16 protein-coding genes are annotated in these 18,933 nt (G+C 69.7%); 5 read left to right on the forward strand and 11 right to left on the reverse strand.

Annotation, left to right across the window (positions count from 1 at the left end; translation table 11 throughout):
* Positions 1 to 59: 59 nt before the first annotated feature.
* Together VPH61_RS14805 and pknB are read left to right on the forward strand one after the other, a co-directional pair.
* Positions 60 to 1,349, forward strand: a complete 1,290-nt coding sequence (locus VPH61_RS14805) for a LysM peptidoglycan-binding domain-containing protein (RefSeq protein ID WP_332064275.1) — start codon at positions 60 to 62, stop codon at positions 1,347 to 1,349.
* 93 nt (positions 1,350 to 1,442) lie between these two features.
* A complete protein-coding gene (gene pknB / locus VPH61_RS14810) occupies positions 1,443 to 3,359 on the forward strand; it encodes a Stk1 family PASTA domain-containing Ser/Thr kinase (protein WP_332064276.1) in 1,917 nt (638 codons plus the stop codon).
* A gap of 67 nt (positions 3,360 to 3,426) precedes the next feature.
* On the opposite strand, the gene VPH61_RS14815 is transcribed toward pknB, so the two are convergent.
* From VPH61_RS14815 to VPH61_RS14825, 3 genes are all read right to left on the reverse strand, one after another.
* Positions 3,427 to 4,755, reverse strand: a complete 1,329-nt coding sequence (locus VPH61_RS14815) for a class II 3-deoxy-7-phosphoheptulonate synthase (protein ID WP_332064411.1) — start codon at positions 4,753 to 4,755, stop codon at positions 3,427 to 3,429.
* 123 nt (positions 4,756 to 4,878) lie between these two features.
* Positions 4,879 to 5,568 (reverse strand): lysophospholipid acyltransferase family protein, encoded by a 690-nt coding sequence (locus tag VPH61_RS14820; RefSeq protein WP_056008212.1) that lies wholly within the window; start codon positions 5,566 to 5,568, stop codon positions 4,879 to 4,881.
* A gap of 35 nt (positions 5,569 to 5,603) precedes the next feature.
* Positions 5,604 to 6,575 (reverse strand): ROK family glucokinase, encoded by a 972-nt coding sequence (locus VPH61_RS14825; protein WP_332064277.1) that lies wholly within the window; start codon positions 6,573 to 6,575, stop codon positions 5,604 to 5,606.
* Positions 6,576 to 6,727: 152 nt separating this feature from the next.
* Here VPH61_RS14825 and VPH61_RS14830 point away from each other — a divergent pair, with 152 nt between their 5' ends.
* Entirely contained in the window at positions 6,728 to 8,560 is a 1,833-nt protein-coding gene (locus VPH61_RS14830; protein WP_332064278.1) for an AMP-dependent synthetase/ligase, read from the forward strand.
* A 59-nt stretch (positions 8,561 to 8,619) separates the two neighbouring features.
* On the opposite strand, the gene def is transcribed toward VPH61_RS14830, so the two are convergent.
* The 3 genes from def to VPH61_RS14845 form a co-directional block, all read right to left on the reverse strand.
* Positions 8,620 to 9,108 (reverse strand): peptide deformylase, encoded by a 489-nt coding sequence (gene def, locus VPH61_RS14835; RefSeq protein WP_332064279.1) that lies wholly within the window; start codon positions 9,106 to 9,108, stop codon positions 8,620 to 8,622.
* Between the two features lie 12 nt (positions 9,109 to 9,120).
* A complete protein-coding gene (locus VPH61_RS14840; protein WP_332064280.1) occupies positions 9,121 to 10,512 on the reverse strand; it encodes a MinD/ParA family ATP-binding protein in 1,392 nt (463 codons plus the stop codon).
* Between the two features lie 72 nt (positions 10,513 to 10,584).
* The gene (locus VPH61_RS14845) at positions 10,585 to 13,989 is read right to left on the reverse strand and encodes a pyruvate carboxylase (protein ID WP_332064281.1); all 3,405 of its coding nucleotides are present in this window, start codon (positions 13,987 to 13,989) and stop codon (positions 10,585 to 10,587) included.
* Between the two features lie 75 nt (positions 13,990 to 14,064).
* Between VPH61_RS14845 and VPH61_RS14850 the strand changes: the two genes are divergently transcribed.
* Entirely contained in the window at positions 14,065 to 14,898 is an 834-nt protein-coding gene (locus tag VPH61_RS14850) for a ParA family protein (protein ID WP_332064282.1), read from the forward strand.
* A 152-nt stretch (positions 14,899 to 15,050) separates the two neighbouring features.
* Here VPH61_RS14850 and VPH61_RS14855 read toward each other — a convergent pair whose 3' ends face one another.
* The 4 genes from VPH61_RS14855 to VPH61_RS14870 all read right to left on the reverse strand — a co-directional run bounded on the left by VPH61_RS14855 (position 15,051) and on the right by VPH61_RS14870 (position 17,553).
* A complete protein-coding gene (locus VPH61_RS14855; RefSeq protein WP_074259273.1) occupies positions 15,051 to 15,605 on the reverse strand; it encodes a MerR family transcriptional regulator in 555 nt (184 codons plus the stop codon).
* A 112-nt stretch (positions 15,606 to 15,717) separates the two neighbouring features.
* Positions 15,718 to 16,410, reverse strand: a complete 693-nt coding sequence (ftsR, locus tag VPH61_RS14860; RefSeq protein WP_332064283.1) for a transcriptional regulator FtsR — start codon at positions 16,408 to 16,410, stop codon at positions 15,718 to 15,720.
* On the reverse strand, positions 16,410 to 16,928 hold the full coding sequence (locus VPH61_RS14865) for an FHA domain-containing protein (RefSeq protein ID WP_442879110.1): 519 nt from the start codon (positions 16,926 to 16,928) through the stop codon (positions 16,410 to 16,412). The genes ftsR and VPH61_RS14865 overlap by 1 nt, the downstream gene beginning before the upstream one ends.
* A gap of 1 nt (position 16,929) precedes the next feature.
* Positions 16,930 to 17,553, reverse strand: a complete 624-nt coding sequence (locus tag VPH61_RS14870; protein WP_332064284.1) for a CDP-alcohol phosphatidyltransferase family protein — start codon at positions 17,551 to 17,553, stop codon at positions 16,930 to 16,932.
* Positions 17,554 to 17,585: 32 nt separating this feature from the next.
* Between VPH61_RS14870 and VPH61_RS14875 the strand changes: the two genes are divergently transcribed.
* Positions 17,586 to 18,419, forward strand: coding sequence for a DUF1295 domain-containing protein (locus tag VPH61_RS14875; protein WP_332064285.1), 834 nt, complete (start codon positions 17,586 to 17,588; stop codon positions 18,417 to 18,419).
* Positions 18,420 to 18,443: 24 nt separating this feature from the next.
* On the opposite strand, the gene VPH61_RS14880 is transcribed toward VPH61_RS14875, so the two are convergent.
* On the reverse strand, positions 18,444 to 18,893 hold the full coding sequence (locus VPH61_RS14880; protein WP_332064286.1) for an NUDIX hydrolase: 450 nt from the start codon (positions 18,891 to 18,893) through the stop codon (positions 18,444 to 18,446).
* Positions 18,894 to 18,933 lie beyond the last annotated feature (40 nt).

Consider the following 18,933-nt stretch of genomic DNA (forward strand, 5'->3'; position numbering starts at 1 on the left):
GACTCCCCCATTCCGCTATGCGACGGTTGCCGCGGGGGCCGGGAGCACCATGCCGGCGAATGGGGGGCAGCGATTTGCACGACGCCGAGACCGAGACCGAGAAGATCAGCGGGCGGGGCGACCGCCCGCGAAGGCAGGCACGCGAGGAGCACGATCGCCGCCGCGGCATCCGTCGCCTGATCACCGTGCCGCTCGCGGTCGTCTCGACCATCGCCGTCACGCTCGGCATCGCGCAGCCGGCGGAGGCGGCCCAGCAGTCGGTCAAGCGCATGCCCAAGGTGAAGGCCGGCAACGACGGCCCAGCCAGGCACGCGGCATCGACGACCGCTTCGGCCGGATCGGTGCCCGCCGAGGTGACCGTCGGCGACGGCGACACCGTGAGCGGCATCGCCGAGCGCTACGGCGTCGCCACCGCCGACATCCTGGCGCTCAACGGCCTCGGCTGGTCGAGCCTCATCTTCCCGGGGCAGCGGCTGGCGCTGCCCGGAGGCGGCACCGCTGCTGCGCCGACGGCACCGGTGCCCGTCGCCGCCGAACTCCCGCGGCACACGGTCGTCGCCGGCGACACCATGAGCGGCATCGCCGCCGCTCACGGCGTCGCGCTCGATCAGATGCTGAGCGCGAACGGGCTGAGCCGGCAGAGCCTGATCTTCCCGGGGCAGTCGATCGTGCTGCCTCCCGCTGGGGCGGATGCCGCGGCTCCCGCTCCCGCAGCGCCTGCGCCCGTTGCGCCTGCGCCGCCGGCGCCCGGGCCGTCCAGCGGCGAGGAGTACACCGTCGTCGACGGCGACACCCTCTGGGACATCGCCGCACGGCACGGCCTCCCGGTCTCCGAACTCGTCGCGATCAACGGGCTCGACGCATCCGCGGTGATCCGCGCCGGCCAGGCGCTGCGCGTCGCACGGCCGGTCGCCGCCGTCAGCGTGGCCTCGGTGAGCGTCGCGCTCACCGAGGAGATGCGTGGCAACGCGCGCATCATCATCGACGTCGGCCGCGCGCTCGGCGTGCCCGACCAGGGCATCGTGATCGCCCTGGCCGCCGCCGCGCAGGAGTCGGGCCTGAAGAACCCCGAGTACGGCGATCTCGACTCGCTCGGGCTGTTCCAGCAGCGCCCGAGCCAGGGTTGGGGCACGGTCGAGGAGGTGCTCGACCCGGCGCGGTCGGCCACGGCGTTCTACGGCGGAGCCGCGAACCCCAATGCCGGTCGCACCCGCGGTCTGCTCGACATCCCCGGGTGGGAATCGCTCACCGTCACCCAGGCCGCACAGGCCGTGCAGCTGAGCGCGCACCCCGACCACTACGCGAAGTGGGAGACGTCGGCGAGGGCCTGGCTCTCCGAGCTCGGGTGAGCCGCGGCATCCGCTCATCACGATGGGATTGCGATCGGCGCGCCGTCGGCGTTTGAAACGGTTGCGGCATATAGCTCTTCGTAGACTCTCAGGGTGACCACTGCGCCCGTCGACCCCATGATCGGCCGTCTCATCGACGGCCGCTATCAGGTGCGCTCCCGAATCGCCCGGGGCGGCATGGCGACGGTCTACCTCGCGACCGACCTGCGCCTCGAGCGCCGCGTCGCCATCAAGATCATGCACGGCCACCTCGCCGACGACAACACCTTCAAGACCCGGTTCGTGCAGGAGGCCCGCTCGGCGGCCCGCCTCGCGCACCCCAACGTCGTGAACGTCTTCGATCAGGGTCAAGACGCCGACATGGCCTACCTCGTCATGGAGTACCTGCCCGGCATCACGCTGCGCGAGCTGCTGAAGGACTACAAGAAGCTCACGCCCGAGCAGACCGTCGACATCATGGACGCCGTGCTCGCGGGCCTCGCGGCCGCGCACAAGGCCGGCATCGTGCACCGCGACCTGAAGCCCGAGAACGTGCTGCTCGCCGACGACGGTCGCATCAAGCTCGGCGACTTCGGACTCGCCCGCGCCGCGAGCGCCAACACCGCGACCGGTCAGGCGCTGCTCGGCACGATCGCCTACCTCTCCCCCGAGCTCGTCACCCGCGGGGTGGCAGATGCCCGCAGCGACATCTACGCCGTCGGCATCATGATGTACGAGATGCTCACGGGCGAGCAGCCCTACGTCGGCGAGGCGCCGATGGCGATCGCCTACCAGCACGCCAACGACCAGGTGCCGACGCCGAGCTCGAAGAACCCCGCAGTGCCCGTCGAGCTCGACGAGCTCGTGCTGTGGGCGACCAATCGCGACCCCGAGGCGCGGCCGAGCGACGCCCGCGAGATGCTGGAGCGGCTGCGCGAGGTCGAACCCGAGATCCGCTCCTCGCATCGACCGCTGCAGACGCAGGCGACGATGGTGCTGCCCGGCGCGGCGCTCCCGCTCGCCGCGGCGACCGCCGAGACCCGCGTGCTCGGGGCAGGCGGCGCAGCTGCCGCCGGCACGTCGACGCTCGAGGCGTCCGACGGCGACGACACCGAGGCGCTCGCGAAGAGCGCCGAACGACGCAAGCGCCGCGGCTACTGGATCATCGCCCTCGTGCTCCTCCTGACCGGCCTCGCGGCCGGTACCGGCTGGTACTTCGGAGCCGGCCCTGGCGCCCTCACCACGGTGCCCGAGACCACGACGTTCACTCCCGCCGCCGCGACCGCCGTGCTCGAAGAGGCCGGGTTCGCGGTCGAACCCGCTGAACGCAACGACCCCGTCGTGCCGGCCGGCCAGGTGTCGGGCACCGACCCCGAGGGCGGCGAGCAGGCGCAGCGCGGATCGACCGTCACGATGTTCGTCTCACTGGGCCCCAGCATCCTCGACGTGCCCGAGGTCCGCGGGTCCCCGTCCGCCGACGCACGTGCGGCGCTGAAGGACTTCACCGTCATCGAGCCCGACGTGCTGCAGTTCTCCGGCGACGTGCCGGCCGACACCGTGATCGACGTGCTCGACGCCGACGGCAACTCCGTCGGCGCCCAGTACCCCGAGCTGGGCGAACTGACGCTCGTCGTCTCCGCCGGCCCGATCCCCGATGTCGTCGGCTTGTCTGCCGCCGATGCCGAGGCCGCCCTCGCCGCCGTCGAACTCCAGGTCGCCTACGGCGAACCCGAGTTCAGCGACGACATCGCGGCCGACCTCGTGCTCTCGCAAGCGGCGACGAGCGACCCGGTGCGACCCGGCGACACGCTGACGCTCGTCATGTCGAAGGGCCAAGACCTCGTCGAGGTGCCGAACGTCATCACCGGCCAGACCGTCGCCCAGGCGCGCGAACAGCTCGAGGCGCTCGGATTCGTCGTCACGTCGAACGTGCCCGCCTTCCTCGAAGGCGCCGTCGTGGCATCCGTGCAGACTCCGGCCGCCGGCGAGAAGGTCAAGCGCGGCACCGAGGTCACGGTCAACTTCGGCTGATCGGCGATCCCGCCGGAACGACGAAGGCGCGGGACATCCGAACCGGATGTCCCGCGCCTGATCGCTGTCAGCGGGCCGCGAGCTCCTCGGCCACCAGGAACGCGAGCTCGAGCGACTGCATGTGGTTCAGCCGCGGGTCGCAGAGCGACTCGTAGCGGGTGGCCAGCGTCTCTTCGTCGATGTGCTCCGAGCCGCCGAGGCACTCGGTGACGTCGTCGCCCGTGAGCTCCACGTGGATGCCGCCCGGGTGGGTGCCGGCGTCGCGGTGCGCCTCGAAGAAGCCCTTGACCTCGTCGACCACGTCGTCGAAGCGACGCGTCTTGTAGCCGTTGGGCGTCGTGATGCCGTTGCCGTGCATGGGGTCGGTGACCCACAGCGGGTTGGCGTCGCTCGCCTTGATGGCCTCAAGCAGGGGCGGCAGCGCGTCGCGGATCTTGCCGGCGCCCATACGGGTGATGAAGGTCAGACGCCCGGGCTCGCGCTCGGGGTCGAGCTTCTCGACGAGCTCGAGCATCGTCTCGGGCGTCGTCGTCGGGCCGAGCTTCACGCCGATCGGGTTGCGCACCCGCGACAGGAAGTCGACGTGCGCGCCGTCGAGCTCACGAGTACGCTCGCCGATCCAGATGAAGTGGCTCGAGGTGTCGTACGGCGTGCCCGTACGCGAGTCGATGCGAGTCATCGGCCGCTCGTAGTCCATGAGCAGGCCCTCGTGGCCCGTGTAGAACTCGGTGTGCTTGATCGCCTCGAAGTCGGCGCCGCACGCCTCCATGAACTTGATGGCGCGGTCGATCTCGCGCGCCATGTTCTCGTAGCGTGCGTTCGCGGGGTTCGACGCGAAGCCCTGGTTCCACGAGTGCACCTGGCGGAGGTCGGCGAACCCGCCCTGCGTGAAGGCGCGGATGAGGTTCAAGGTCGACGCGGCCGTGTGGTAGCCCTTGATGAGCCGTGCAGGGTCGGCGGCACGCGACTCGGGCGTGAAGTCGTAGCCGTTCACGATGTCGCCGCGGTACGCGGGCAGCGTGACATCGCCGCGCGTCTCGCTGTCGCTCGAGCGGGGCTTCGCGAATTGGCCCGCCATGCGGCCCATCTTCACGACCGGCATCGAGGCGCCGTAGGTCAGCACGACGGCCATCTGCAGCACCGTCTTCACGCGGTTGCGGATCTGGTCGGCCGTGGCACCGGCGAACGTCTCGGCGCAGTCGCCGCCCTGCAGCAGGAACGCCTCGCCGCGCGATGCGGCCGCCAGGCGGTCGCGCAGGATGTCGACCTCGCCCGCGAAGACGAGCGGCGGCAGGCTCGCCAGCTCAGCGGATGCCGCGTGCGCCGCTTCGACGTCGGGCCACGTCGGCTGCTGCTTGATGGGGAGCGTGCGCCAATAGTCGAGGCCGGCAATCACGGAGGGATCTGCATTCACGACCGGCTCGACGAGCTGTACCACGGGGAACGTCCTGAGGGTTCGGGGCGCGATTCGCGCCGAAAAGAGCAACGGCGACGCACGTCGCGTCCCCGCGGAACGAGCCTATCGCGATTGCGAGGCGCGCTTCTCCTTCACCGAACTGGCGTAGACGTCGACGTATTCCTGGCCGCTCAGACCGCGCAGATCGTAGACGAGTTCGTCCGTCACGGAACGCAACACGAACCGATCGCCCTCGAGCCCCTCGAAGCGGCTGAAGTCGACCGGCTCGCCGAGGATGATGCCGATGCGCCGGACCTTGGGCAGTCGGGAGCCGATCGGCATCACGTGCTCGGTGCCGATCATGGCGACGGGGATCACGGGGACGCCGGCTTCGAGCACCATGCGGGCCACGCCCGTGCGACCCCGGTAGAGCTTGCCGTCGGGGCTGCGGGTGCCCTCGGGGTAGATGCCGAGGATCTTGCCCTCGCCGAGCACGCGAAGGCCCGTCTCGAGCGAGGCCTCCGAAGCCTTGCCGCCGGAACGGTCGATCGGCAGTTGGCCCGCGGCCTGGAAGAAGACCTTCGTCGCCCAGCCCTTCAAGCCCTTGCCCGTGAAGTACTCGCTCTTGGCGAGGAAGACGACCGGGCGGTCGACGATGAGCGGCAGGAAGATCGAGTCGATGAACGAGAGGTGGTTCGACGCGAGCACGACCGCGCCCTCTTTCGGCACGTTCTCGAGGCCGACGACCCACGGCCGGAAGATCGAGAGGAGGATCGGGCCGATCACGAGGTTCTTCATGATCCAGTAGAACAACGCGAACCCCCTTCCCTCTGCAGCACCGACTCAGCCTAGCGTCGCGGGACTCCGGCGTGCTCGTCGACCCACACGCGGGCGAGGTCGGCCGCGCCGACCACCCCGGCGTCGTTGACGAGTTCGGCGATCACGAAGTCGGGCTCGGGGTGATAGCCGCGAGCAGGCAGGTGCTCGAGGTAGGCCGACCGGATCGGCTCCAGCAGGAGCTCGCCGGCGACGGAGACGCCGCCGCCGAAGACGAATCGCTGCGGGTCGAGCACGGCCGACAGGCTCGCGGCCGCCTGGCCGAGCCAGTGGCCGAGCTGGCGCAGCGCTGCGACGGCGCCGGCGTCGCCCGCGGCGATGAACTCGCCGACGAGGCGCCCGTCGAGCTCGCCGTGCTCGGCTCGCGCGCGTGCCAGGCCCTGGCCGATGCCGCCGGCGTCGGCGATCTCGTTCGCCATGCGAAGCAGTGCCCGCCCGGAACCGTACTGCTCGATGCATCCGCGCTGGCCGCACCCGCAGGCGAGACCGTCGGGGACGACGCGCAGGTGACCGAGCTCCGCTCCCGCACCGAACCCGCCGCGGAAGAGGCGGTCGCCCGCGACGATCGCGCCGCCGACGCCGGTGCCGATCGTCAGCATGACCATGTCGCTCACGAGTCGCCCGGCGCCGAACCGGAACTCGGCCCAGCCCGCCGCGTTGGCGTCGTTGTCGACGACGACGGCCGTGCCGACCCGCGCCTCGAGCTTCTCGCGGAAGGGTTCGTTGCGCCAGTCGATGTTGGGCGCGTAGTACACCGTCGACTGGGCTGCGTCGACGAAGCCGGCCGCCGCGACGCCGATCGCGACGATCTCCTCGGTCGCGCGGGCGCGGAGCGACTCGATCATCTGCACGACCGCATCTTCGAGCAGCGTCGCGTCGCCGGCGGGCGTCGGCACGCGGTCGCTCGCGACGATGTTGCCGAGCTGGTCGACGATCGCGCCCGCGATCTTCGTTCCGCCGATGTCGATACCGATCGCATGCACCGGAAGCCTGCCTTTCAGAAGGAGGAAGAAGCGTGATGGAGCTGAGACCTGGGGCGGCCGCGAGCAACGACTAGAGTGTAATGGACCCCAATGCCGAGGTTCGCGCTGGTGCCCGAGCCGCGTGCAACCCTCCCGGTGCCGAAGGAGCTACCGTGATCGAATTCGCTACCCCACCCGTGGTCGCAGCAGACCCAGAAGCGAACACCACCGACCTGCTGGTCGATCGCGTCGCCGCGACACCCGACTCCGTGCTGTTCTCGCTCCCCACCGCCGACGGCGGCTGGTCGCCGGTCACGACGAAGGAGTTCTACGATCAGGTGATCGCCCTCGCGAAGGGCCTCGTCGCCGCCGGCATCCAGCCCGGCGACAAGATCGGCCTGATGTGCAAGACCCGGTACGAGTGGACCCTGATCGACTTCGCGACCTGGTTCGCCGGCGCGGTGCTGGTGCCGATCTACGAGACGAGCTCGCCCTCGCAGGTGCGGTGGAACCTGAGCGACTCGGGCGCGATCGCCGTCATCGTCGAGACGCCCGACCACTTCGCCCGGTTCGACGAGGTGCACCCCGACCTCCCCGCCATCCGCGGCGTCTGGCAGATCGACCTCGGCGACCTCGACAAGCTCGTCGCCGGCGGCACCGAGGTGACCGACGAAGAGATCGAACGTCGTCGCAACCTCGCCGTCGGCTCCGACATCGCGACGCTCATCTACACCTCCGGCTCGACCGGCAAGCCCAAGGGCTGCGTGCTGACGCACTCGAACTTCGTCGAGCTCTCCCGTAATTCCGCGGTCGCGCTCAACGAGGTCGTGCTCGATCCGAACGGCGCCTCCACGCTCCTCTTCATCACGACGGCTCACGTGTTCGCCCGCTTCATCGCGGTGCTCTCGGTGCACGCCGGCGTGCGTGTGGGGCACCAGGCCGACACGAAGCAGTTGCTGCCCTCGCTCGCGAGCTTCAAGCCGACCTTCCTCCTCGCAGTGCCGCGGGTGTTCGAGAAGGTCTACAACGCGTCGGAGCAGAAGGCCGAAGCCGGCGGCAAGGGCAAGATCTTCCGCGCGGCCGCCGAGGCCGCGGTGGCGTACTCGATGGCGAAAGAGGCGGGCTCGGTGCCGCTCGGCCTCAAGCTCAAGTTCGCGGTGCTCGACCGGCTCGTGCTCTCCAAGCTCCGCGCGGCAATGGGCGGCAACGTCAAGTACGCGGTGTCGGGCTCCGCGCCGCTCGGCCCGCGACTCGGCCACTTCTACCACGCGCTCGGCATCACGATCCTCGAGGGCTACGGGCTCACCGAGTCGACCGCGCCCGCGACGGTCAACCTGGCGAACAAGTCGAAGATCGGCACCGTCGGTCCTCCCCTCCCTGGCGTCGCGGTGCGCCTCGCCGACGACGGCGAAGTGCAGATCAAGGGCATCGACGTCTTCAAGGAGTACTGGAAGAACCCCGAGGCCACGGCCGAGGCGTTCGACGGCGAGTGGTTCAAGACGGGCGACATCGGCTCGTTCGACGCCGATGGATTCCTCACCATCACGGGCCGCAAGAAGGAGATCATCGTCACGGCCGGAGGCAAGAACGTCTCCCCCGCCGCGCTCGAGGACCCGATTCGCGCGAACCCGCTGGTCGGTCAGGTCGTGGTCGTCGGCGACAAGAAGCCGTTCATCTCGGCGCTCATCACCCTCGACCCCGAGATGCTCCCGGTCTGGCTCAACAACAACAGTGAAGACGCCGGCATGACGATTGAAGAGGCCACCGTCAACCCGGCGGTACTCGCCGAGGTGCAGCGCGCCATCGACGCCGCCAACGAGACAGTGTCGCGCGCGGAGTCGATCCGCAAGTTCACGCTCCTGCCGATCGAGCTCACGGAGGCCAGCGGCCACCTGACGCCGAAGCTCAGCATCAAGCGCAACATCATCCTCGAGGACTTCGCTCCGAACATCGAGGCGATGTACTCCGGTGCGCCGATGACCGAGGGTCACTCGATCGCCCACTGAGCACACGCTCGCATGACGAAGGCCTCGCGGAATCCGCGAGGCCTTCGTCATGCGTGAGCTCAGAACCAGTCGGACTCGCGCACTTCCTTCATCGCGAGGCGGCGCTCCGCCTTCTCGAGGCGGTCGAGGTAGAGCAGCCCGTCGAGGTGGTCGGTCTCGTGCTGCAGCGCCTGCGCCATGAGCCCGGTGCCCGAGATCTCGATCTCGTTGCCGTCGAGGTCGATGCCGCGCACTCGAGCGAACGGATGCCGCGGCGTCTTGTGCCAGAGCCCCGGCACTGAGAGGCATCCCTCGTCGATCAGTTCCTTCTCGCCCGTGACCTCGAGCTCGGGGTTCAGGATGTAGCCGACCTCGCCGTCGACGTTGTAGCTGAACGCGCGCAGGTTCACCCCGATCTGGGATGCCGCGACACCGGCACGGCCGGGCAGCCTGACGCTGTCGAGGAGGTCGGCGACGAGCCCGCGCACGCGATCGTCGACCTGTTCGACGGGGGCGGAGACGGTCTTCAAGACAGGGTCGCCGAACAGGCGAATGGGGCGTTCCGGCAAGGGTTCTCCGTTTCAGTGCTCGCGCTCGGCGGGCATGCCTTCCACCACGAGCGCCGCGAGCTCTCGAGCCGCGTGCTGGGTGACGGGTCGCAGCTCGTGCCAGTTCACGACGGAACCTGCAGCGAGCTGGGGGTCGTACGGAATGCGGACGATGTCGCGCACCCTCGATTGGAAGTGCGCCTCGATCTCGTCGACCTTGACGAGGTGCGTGCCCTGCGTGGCGAGGTTGATGGCGACGACCGCGTTGCGCACGAGCTCGCCGTAGCCGTTGGCCTCGAGCCACGTGAGGGTCTCGGAGGCGAGCCGTGCCTCGTCGACGCTGCCGCCGGAGACGATGACGACGGAGTCGGCCCGCTGCAGCGTGGCCCGCATGACGGAGTGCACGATGCCCGTGCCGCAGTCGGTGAGCACGATCGAGTAGTAGCGTGCCGCGAGTCCGGCGACGACGTTGTAGTCGTTGTCGTCGAACGCCTCGGAGAGCGTCGGGTCGGTGTCGGACGCGAGGATGTCGAGACGAGTCTCGTCGCGGGAGACGAAGCGCGAGAAGTCGGTGTAGCCGCCGATCGACGAGGCCTTCGCCACGACATCGCGTACCGTCTCACGGGTCTGCCGGTCGACGCGTTCGGCGAGCGTGCCGCGGTCGGGGTTCGCATCGATCGCGATGATGCGGTCGTCACGAGCGTTGGCGAGCGCCATGCCGAGGAGCGCGGTGATCGTGGTCTTGCCGACGCCGCCCTTGCGCGTGAGCACCGGCACGAATCTCGCGCCGCCCTCGAACCGTCGCTGGATGCGCTGGCTCATGGCTTTGTAGGCCTGCACCTTCGGCGAATCGCCGAGGTTCACGAGGTGCAGGGAGGCCTCGTAGACGAGTCGGTTGAAACCGCCCTGCGGCGCCGGCCTCGTCGTGCGGTTGAGGTCGATGAGCCGATCGGCGGTGAGCGAATCGGCGGTCTCGGGCACCTCGGCCGGCACGGCGGGTTCGCCCGGCACGTCGACGATCGCGACGTGGCTGCCGGTGTCGGTGCTCACGCGCTCGCGCCGGGTCTTCGTGGCGTCGGCGGCGAGCAGGGCGCTGTAGGGCGACGGTTCGCGACGCGACGCTCCGCGATAGCCGCTGCCGGCCAGGGCCGGGGTGATGACCTCGACCGAGGTGGTGCTCGCACCGCCGCCGACCAGGCTGCCGGGGTTGACCGCGACGTCGTCGATGGCCACGGCCACCTCGTCGTCGGGCATCTCGTGCACCGGCGCGGGGGGCAGGTCGACCCGAACGCTCGGGTTCTCTCCGGTATCGCCGGCCGAGTGCGCGCCGGACACCGCCGACCTGCGGGCTCGGTCGAGTGCGGACGTACCCGCACCGGACGATCGACGCGACGCAGTGCCGTCGTTGAGATTCTCTTCAGTCACCGATACCCCTCCTCATCAGTGCCAACCGCTCCCCAGCCTAGCGCGGGCGACCGCAGTGCGAGGGCGCGCCGCCTAGCGAGGGCGCACCACCACGAGGAGGTCGCCCGCTTCGACCTGCTGCGTCTTGGGGATCGCAACACGTTCGACCACGCCCGCGATCGGCGAGGTGATGGCGGCCTCCATCTTCATCGCCTCGATCGAGGCGACGCTCTGGCCGGCCGCGATCTCGGCGCCGGCCTCGACCTGCAGGGTCACGACGCCCGAGAACGGAGCGGCGATCTGCCCGGGCTGCGAGGCATCCGCCTTCTCTGCGGCGCGGGTCTCGACGACGATCGAGCGATCGCGCACGAAGACCGGGCGGAGCTGCCCGTTCAGGATGGTCATGACGGTGCGCATGCCCTTGTCGTCGGCCTCGCCGATCGCCTCGAGGCCCGCGTAGAGCTTCACCCCGGTCGCGATCTCGACGACGTGCTCCGCGCCCTGGCGGAGCCCGTACAGGTAGTCGGCGGTGTCGACGACCGACAGGTCGCCGAACAGTTCGCGGATCTGCTCGTACTGGCGGGTCGGTGCCGGGAAGAGGAGCGCGTTCAGCATCGCCCGACGGGTCGTGCTGTCGGCCTCGAGGGCCTCGCGCTGGTCGGTCGTGAGCTCGGTCACGCCGATGCGGACGTCTTTGCCGGCGAGGACCTTCGTGCGGAACGGCTCGGGCCATCCGCCGGGCAGGTCGCCGAGCTCGCCGGCCATGAAGCCGATCACCGAGTCGGGCACATCGTACTTCTCGGGGTTCGCCGCGAAGTCGTCGGGGTCGGCCTTGACCGCAGCGAGGTGCAGGGCGAGGTCGCCGACGACCTTCGATGAGGGCGTGACCTTCGGCACCCGGCCGAGGATGCGGTCGGCCGCGGCGTACATGTCCTCGATGAGCTCGAAGTCGTCGGCGAGGCCCAGGGCGATGGCCTGCTGGCGGAGGTTCGAGAGCTGACCACCGGGGATCTCGTGGTGGTAGACGCGACCCGTGGGGCCGGGCAGGCCCGACTCGAACGGACGGTACAGTCGGCGCACGGCCTCCCAGTAGGGCTCGAGGTCGGAGACCGCATCGAGCGAGATGCCCGTGTCGCGCTCGGTGTGGGCGAGCGCCGCGACGAGCGACGATGCGGAAGGCTGACTCGTGGTGCCCGCCATCGGTGCGCTCGCGACGTCGACCGCGTCGACTCCCGCCCGGCTCGCGGCGAGGAGCGTCGCCAACTGGCCACCGGCCGTGTCGTGGGTGTGCAGGTGCACGGGAACGTCGAAGCGCTCGCGCAGGGCGCCGACGAGCTTCTCCGCGGCTGCCGGGCGAAGGAGCCCGGCCATGTCCTTGATCGCGAGCACGTGCGCGCCCGCGCCGACGATCTGGTCGGCGAGCCCGAGGTAGTAGTCGAGGGTGTAGAGATCTTCGGCGGGATCGAGCAGATCACCCGTGTAACAGAGCGCAACCTCGGCGACCGCGTGGCCCGTCGAGAGCACCGAGTCGATCGCCGGACGCATCTGCGAGACGTCGTTCAGTGCATCGAAGATGCGGAAGATGTCGACACCCGTCGCAGCGGCCTCGCGCACGAACGCGTCGGTGACCTCGGTCGGGTACGGCGTGTAGCCGACCGTGTTGCGGCCGCGCAGCAGCATCTGGATGTTGATGTTCGGCAAGGCCTCGCGAAGGGCCGCAAGCCGCTCCCACGGGTCTTCGCCGAGGAAGCGGAGGGCGACGTCGTACGTCGCACCGCCCCAGGCCTCGACCGAGAGGAGTTCGGGCGTCATGCGCGCGACGTAGGGCGCCACGGCCACGAGGTCGCGCGTTCGCACGCGGGTCGCGAGCAGCGACTGGTGCGCGTCGCGGAACGTGGTCTCGGTGACCGCGAGGGGCGTCTGCTCACGCAGGGCCTTCGCGAACCCCGCCGGGCCGAGCTCGAGCAGGCGCTGGCGCGAACCCGCGGGTGCCGGAGCCGAGAGGTCGATCACGGGCAGCTTCTCGGCGGGGCTGACCGTCGTCGGCGCCGCTCCGTTCGGCTGGTTCACCGTGACATCCGCGAGCCAGTTGAGGATCTTGGTGCCGCGGTCCTTCGACACGCGACCGCGAAGCAGCTGCGGGCGCTCGTCGATGAACGAGGTGCTGAGGTCGCCGGCGACGAACGCTGGGTCTTCGAGCACGGCCTGCAGGAAGGGGATGTTCGTCGAGACGCCGCGGATGCGGAACTCGGCGAGGGCGCGCTTGGCACGCGCGACGGCGGCCGGGTAGTCGCGGCCGCGGCAGGTCAGCTTGGCGAGCATCGAGTCGAAGTGCGGGCTGATCTGGGCGCCCGGGTTGATCGTGCCGCCGTCGAGGCGGATGCCGGCGCCGCCGGGCGAGCGGTAGGTCGTGATCTTGCCCGTGTCGGGGCGGAACCCGGCGGTCGGGTCTTCAGTCGTGATGCGGCACTGGAGCGCGGCGCCGCGGAGCCGGATCGAGTCCTGCTGCAGGCCGAGCTCGGCGAGCGACTCCCCCGCCGCGATGCGGATCTGGGAGACGACGAGGTCGACGTCGGTGACCTCTTCGGTGACCGTGTGCTCGACCTGGATGCGCGGGTTCATCTCGATGAACACGTGCTCACCGGCCCGCTCGCCCGCGGTGTCGAGCAGGAACTCGACGGTGCCGGCGTTGACGTACCCGATCGACTTCGCGAACGCGATCGCGTCGCGGTAGAGCGACTGGCGCACCTCGTCGGAGAGGTTCGGGGCCGGAGCGATCTCGATGACCTTCTGGTGCCTGCGCTGCACCGAGCAGTCGCGCTCGAAGAGGTGCACGGTCTCACCCGAGGCATCCGCGAGCACCTGGACCTCGATGTGACGAGGACGGAGCACTGCCTGCTCGAGGAACATCGTCGGGTCGCCGAAGGCGCTGTCGGCCTCGCGCATGGCCTCTTCGAGCGCCGCCCGGAGGTCGTCCTTCGTGGCCACGCGGCGCATGCCGCGACCGCCGCCGCCGGCGACCGCCTTCGCGAAGATCGGGAATCCGACCTCGTCGGCCTGGGCGACGAGCTCTTCGATGTCGCGCGACGGCGGGGTCGACTTCAGCACCGGCACGCCCGCGGCGATCGCGTGTTCCTTGGCCGTGACCTTGTTGCCCGCCATCTCGAGCACGCGCTTGGGCGGGCCGATGAAGGTGATGCCCGCGGCCTCAGCCGCCTGCGCGAGCTCGGGGTTCTCGGAGAGGAAGCCGTAGCCGGGGTAGATCGCGTCGGCGCCCGAGAGCTGCGCGACGCGGATGATCTCGGCGACGTCGAGGTAGGCCCGCACGGGGTGACCCGGCTCACCGATCTGGTACGCCTCGTCGGCCTTCAACCGGTGCAGGGAGTTGCGGTCTTCGAACGGATACACCGCGACGGTCTTCGCACCGAGCTCGACGGCGGCACGGAACGCCCGAATGGCGATCTCGCCGCGATTGGCAACCAGGATCTTCGTGAACATGCAGACCTTTCAGACTGGATTCCCCACAGCGAACGTTTAGGTTTCGCCCAAGCAATAGAGGTAGCGTATCTGTTCGTGCACGTACTCAGCGTCAGTTCCCTCAAGGGCGGTGTCGGCAAGACCACCGTCACCCTCGGGCTGGCGTCGGCGGCCTTCGCGCGCGGCGTCCGCACCCTCGTGGTCGATCTCGACCCGCAGTCGGATGTGTCGACCGGGATGGACATCCAGGTGGCCGGCCACCTCAACGTCGCCGATGTGCTCGCCTCCCCCAAGGAGAAGATCGTGCGCTCGGCGATCGCGCCGAGCGGCTGGGCCCGCTCGAACCCGCAGTCGACGATCGACGTCATGATCGGCAGCCCGTCGGCGATCAACTTCGACGGGCCGCATCCGTCGATCCGCGACATCTGGAAGCTCGAAGAGGCGCTCGCCAACGTCGAGGCCGACTACGAGCTCGTGCTGATCGACTGCGCTCCGTCGCTGAACGCACTGACTCGCACGGCGTGGGCCGCGAGCGACCGCGTCGCCGTCGTGACCGAGCCCGGCCTCTTCTCCGTCGCCGCCGCCGACCGCGCCCTCCGGGCGATCGAGGAGATCCGCCGAGGCCTCTCGCCGAGACTCCAGCCGCTCGGCATCATCGTGAACCGCGCGCGCGTGCAGTCGCTCGAGCACCAGTTCCGAATCAAGGAGCTGCGTGACATGTTCGGTCCGCTCGTGCTCTCCCCCCAGCTGCCCGAGCGCACCTCCCTGCAGCAGGCGCAGGGCGCGGCGAAGCCGCTGCACATGTGGCCCGGCGAGAGCGCCGAAGAGATGTCGTCGAACTTCGACCAGCTGCTGGAGCGCGTGCTGCGCACGGCTCGCATCGGCGAGTTCGCCGGCCTGCCGCTCGAGGCGCCGAGCCCGACCGTCTGAGTCTGCGCGAGCGTCGTCGTCAGACGGCGAGCGTCGTCGTCAGACGGTGCCGTCGATCGTGCGACGGAGCCGTCGTGAGTGACCGACGAGGACGTCGTACTATGACCGACGAATGTGTCGACGTATGACAGATGCGTCGGCGTGAACGGGTCTCAGGAGATCTTGCGCGAGCGCACGCCGCGGCGCGCGGCGAGTTCGTCCATCGGATCGGCCGGCTGCGTGCCGATCTCGACCAGCGTGGACTCGACTTCACGGAGCACCTTGCCCACGGCGATGCCGAACACGCCCTGGCCGCGGTTGACGAGGTCGATGACCTCGTCGTCGGACGTGCAGAGATACACGCTCGCGCCGTCGCTCATGAGCGTCGTCTGAGCGAGGTCGTCGATGCCGGCCTCGCGCAACTGGGTCACCGCTGTGCGGATCTGCTGCAATGAGATGCCGGTGTCGAGCAATCGCTTGACGAGCTTCAGCACGAGGATGTCGCGGAAGCCGTAGAGCCGCTGCGAACCCGAGCCCGCGGCGCTGCGCACCGTGGGCTCGACGAGTTGCGTGCGCGCCCAGTAGTCGAGCTGACGGTAGCTGATGCCGGCGGCACGGGCCGCGACCGCGCCGCGATAGCCCGTCGCATCGTCGTGCTCAGGCATGCCGTCGGTGAACAGCAACCCGAGGTCGTACCGCGAGCGTGGAGTCCGGTCGAGCTCACTCATCGGATCCGCCCCTCACTCTCGCGTCGGCACCCCGTCGGCGCGAGTTCCACGCTACCGAGGGCGGCAGGCTCTGTCGAACACATCCGGCCGAACGTCACGGCGTGTCGCGAGATCATCGTGCAAGTCGGCCGAGCGAGGCCCGGACGACACTGGCGTGCACGGCCTCGAGATGGCCGGCGAGCTCGAGACCGCGCTCGAGCGCACGGGCCTTGTCGGCGGCATCCGCTCGGCGCGACGGCGCGATCGCGCGCTCGACGAGCGCCGCTTCGCGCTCAGCGGCCGCACGCACGCCGCGGAGGTGGCGGGGTTCGATGCCGACGGCCCTGAGCGCCACGAGCGAGCGGAGCACCCCGAGCGCCTCGTCGCCGTAGTACTCGGCGGCGGGAAGGAGCGACGCGGAAACGGCATCGCCGAGCAGCGCCGCCGTGGCCCCCGCCTCGGCGATGAGTTCGTCGCGCCGGAACCGGCGCGCGCCGGCGAGGAAGGACGCAGCGCTCGTGGCGCCCGGCAGCGCAGGCGTCTCGCCCGCATCGATCGCCTCGAGGTGGGTTCGGATCACCTTCAGTGGCAGGTAGTGATCGCGTTGCATCGAGAGCACGACCGTGATGCGCTCGACGTCGGCCGCCGAGAACTTGCGGTAGCCGGCCGCGGTGCGCGCGGGAGCGACGAGGCGCTGTTCTTCGAGGAACCGCAGCTTCGACGGGGTCAGATCGGGGAACTCGGGCTGAAGCCGTGCCAGCACCTGACCGATGCCCAGCAATGGCGCCTGACCGCTCGCGCGCGTGGACGCAGCGGGAGTTGCCACTAGTCGCTCGCCACCGGAGCCAGGTCGCGCCGCGAGGCGTAGAACGTCAGCCGGAACTTGCCGATCTGCACCTCTGCGCCGTCGCTCAGCAGCGCCGTCTCGATGCGGACTCCGTCGAAGTAGGTGCCGTTCAGCGAACTGAGATCGCGGACCTCGAACGCCGAACGGTGCCGGACGAACTCCGCGTGCTTGCGGGAGACGGTCACGTCGTCGAGGAAGATGTCGGCATCGGGATGACGACCCACGACGGTCACATCGGTGTCGAGGAGGAACCGGGCGCCGCTGTTCGGGCCGCGTCGCACGATGAGCAGCGCGGAACCCGAAGGCAGCGCAGCGATCGCCTCCTGCTCTTCGGCCGTGACGTCGGCGTCGAGCGCGCTGAGCTGCGCGGCCGCCTCACGGCTGAAGCCGATGGTCGTGTCGGTCGCGCCGCCGACCGCAGCGTGCGTCGACGTGGTCGTCGACGGCTCGCTCCCGGTCTCAGCACCACCGGCCTGAGTGTTGTCGCTATCCGCCACACTAACCTCCCTGTTCCAGCGTATCCGATCGCGGCTCGTCCGCCACCCGCGGGATGCGGATGACGCGAGCGGTTTCGATCGCGTAGATGATGCCCGCCCACCAGTACAGGAACGCACCCCACAGGGTGATCGCCCAGCCGATCGGCTGACTGACGACGGCGACGGCGGGGAAGGCGAGGCCGAGCATGATCACCGGCAGGCCGAAGAACAGCGCGAAGGTCGCCACCTTGCCGAGTTGATGCACGGGCAGCGGCCCGAATCCGTGGTTCGCGAGCACGACGCCGAGCACGAGAAGGAAGACGTCGCGGGCAACGATGACGATGACGATCCACCAGGGCACGAGATCCTGTGCGGCCAGGCCGACGAGCGCGGCGAAGATGTACAGCCGGTCGGCGGCGGGGTCGAGCAGTTGCCCGAGTCGGGTCACCTGCCCGAGCCGGCGCGCGAGATAGCCGTCGAGCAGGTCGCTGAGGCTTGCGACGACGAGCACGACGAGCGAGACCATGTAGTCGCCGCGCACGATGAAGACGAGGAAGACCGGAACGAGTGCCAGCCGGAGCATGCTGAGGATGTTCGGGATCGTCCAGATCTCCGAACCGACCTCCCCCGAGCGTTCCCCAGCCACGTTCCGATCCTATCGATCCGTAGAATGCCGACATGGGTCCGCTCGTCGTGTGTCTCGTCATCTGCGCCTCGATCACGCTCGCGACCTGGGTCGCGTCGATCGCGACCCAGGAGTATTCGTGGGTCGACCGAATCTTGTCGATCGCGCCGATCGTCTACGTGTGGGTCTTCGCCGTCGCGTCGGAGTACGACGGGCGACTCGTGCTCATGGCGGTGCTGGTCACCGCATGGGGCATCCGCTTGACCTTCAATTTCGCGCGGAAGGGCGGGTACCGGCCGGGCGGTGAGGACTACCGCTGGGCGGTGCTGCGAGGGCGGATGTCGCGTGCCGGGTTCGCCGCGTTCAACCTGCTGTTCATCTCGATCTACCAGAACGCGGTCATCCTGCTGTTCTGCCTCCCGGCGGCGACGGTGTTCGACGCCGGCGACGGCGTGCCGCTCGGCGCGGCCGACGTGGTGCTCGCGGGCGTCTTCCTCGGCCTCCTCGCGGGCGAGACCGCGGCCGACCAGCAGCAGTGGGTGTTCCACCGGTGGAAGACCGCCGAGCGGGCCGCCGGCCGCACCCCGCAGCCGGGATTCCTGCAGTCGGGGCTGTTCCGCTTCTCCCGCCACCCCAACTTCTTCTTCGAGCAGGCCCAGTGGTGGGTCTTCTACGGCTTCGCCGTCGCCGCAACCGGCGCCTGGCTGCACTGGTCGGTCGCGGGAGCGGTGCTGCTCACGACACTCTTCATCGGCTCGACGATCTTCACCGAGTCGATCACCCGTGGGAAGTACCCCGAGTACGACGACTACCGGGCCCGCACCTCGCCGATCGTGCCGTGGTTCCCGCGGCGATCGCCGGCGCTGGTCGACGAGCGCGGCGTCTGACGAAGCGGGCGCCCGAGCGCCGTCTCAGAGACGCGCCTCGAGCACTGTCCAGGCTTCGGCGAATCGCGGATGCAGCGGCACCTCGGTCACCCGATCGATCGCGATCCAGCGGAGCTCGATGCTCTCGGGATCGCTGACGACGGGCGCGAAGCGCTCGGCGGCATCGGCGACGACCGTCGTGTACGACCAGTACCCGAGGTCGAGCACCGTGCTGAACCGCACGGCGAGCAGCGCGGGCGGCACGCCGGCCTCCTCGCCGGCTTCGCGGATCGCGGCCTCCTCAGCGCTCTCGTGCTCGTGCCGCGCTCCGCCCGGCATGCCCCACGTGCCGCCGAAGTGGCTCCAGAGCGCACGATGCTGCAGCAGGACCTCCCGCCTGGGACTGACGACCAGGAGGCCGGCCGCGCCGTACCGGCCCCAGTACTTCGCACCATCGGGGCCCACGACCCATTCGTCGCCGCTCGCTCCGCTCATGACTCCAGCATGACGTACGAACCTCGCCGCGACGTCACGG

The sequence above is a fragment of the Agromyces sp. CCNWLW203 genome (assembly GCF_036576125.1).
Taxonomy (GTDB): domain Bacteria; phylum Actinomycetota; class Actinomycetes; order Actinomycetales; family Microbacteriaceae; genus Agromyces.

Coding starts and splice junctions, on each gene's coding strand:
- VPH61_RS14805 (WP_332064275.1), top strand. CDS start 60: ATGGGGGGCAGCGATTTGCACGACGCCGAGACCGAGACCGAGAAGATC.
- VPH61_RS14845 (WP_332064281.1), bottom strand. CDS start 13,989: ATGTTCACGAAGATCCTGGTTGCCAATCGCGGCGAGATCGCCATTCGG.
- VPH61_RS14855 (WP_074259273.1), bottom strand. CDS start 15,605: ATGAGTGAGCTCGACCGGACTCCACGCTCGCGGTACGACCTCGGGTTG.
- VPH61_RS14875 (WP_332064285.1), top strand. CDS start 17,586: ATGGGTCCGCTCGTCGTGTGTCTCGTCATCTGCGCCTCGATCACGCTC.
- VPH61_RS14880 (WP_332064286.1), bottom strand. CDS start 18,893: ATGAGCGGAGCGAGCGGCGACGAATGGGTCGTGGGCCCCGATGGTGCG.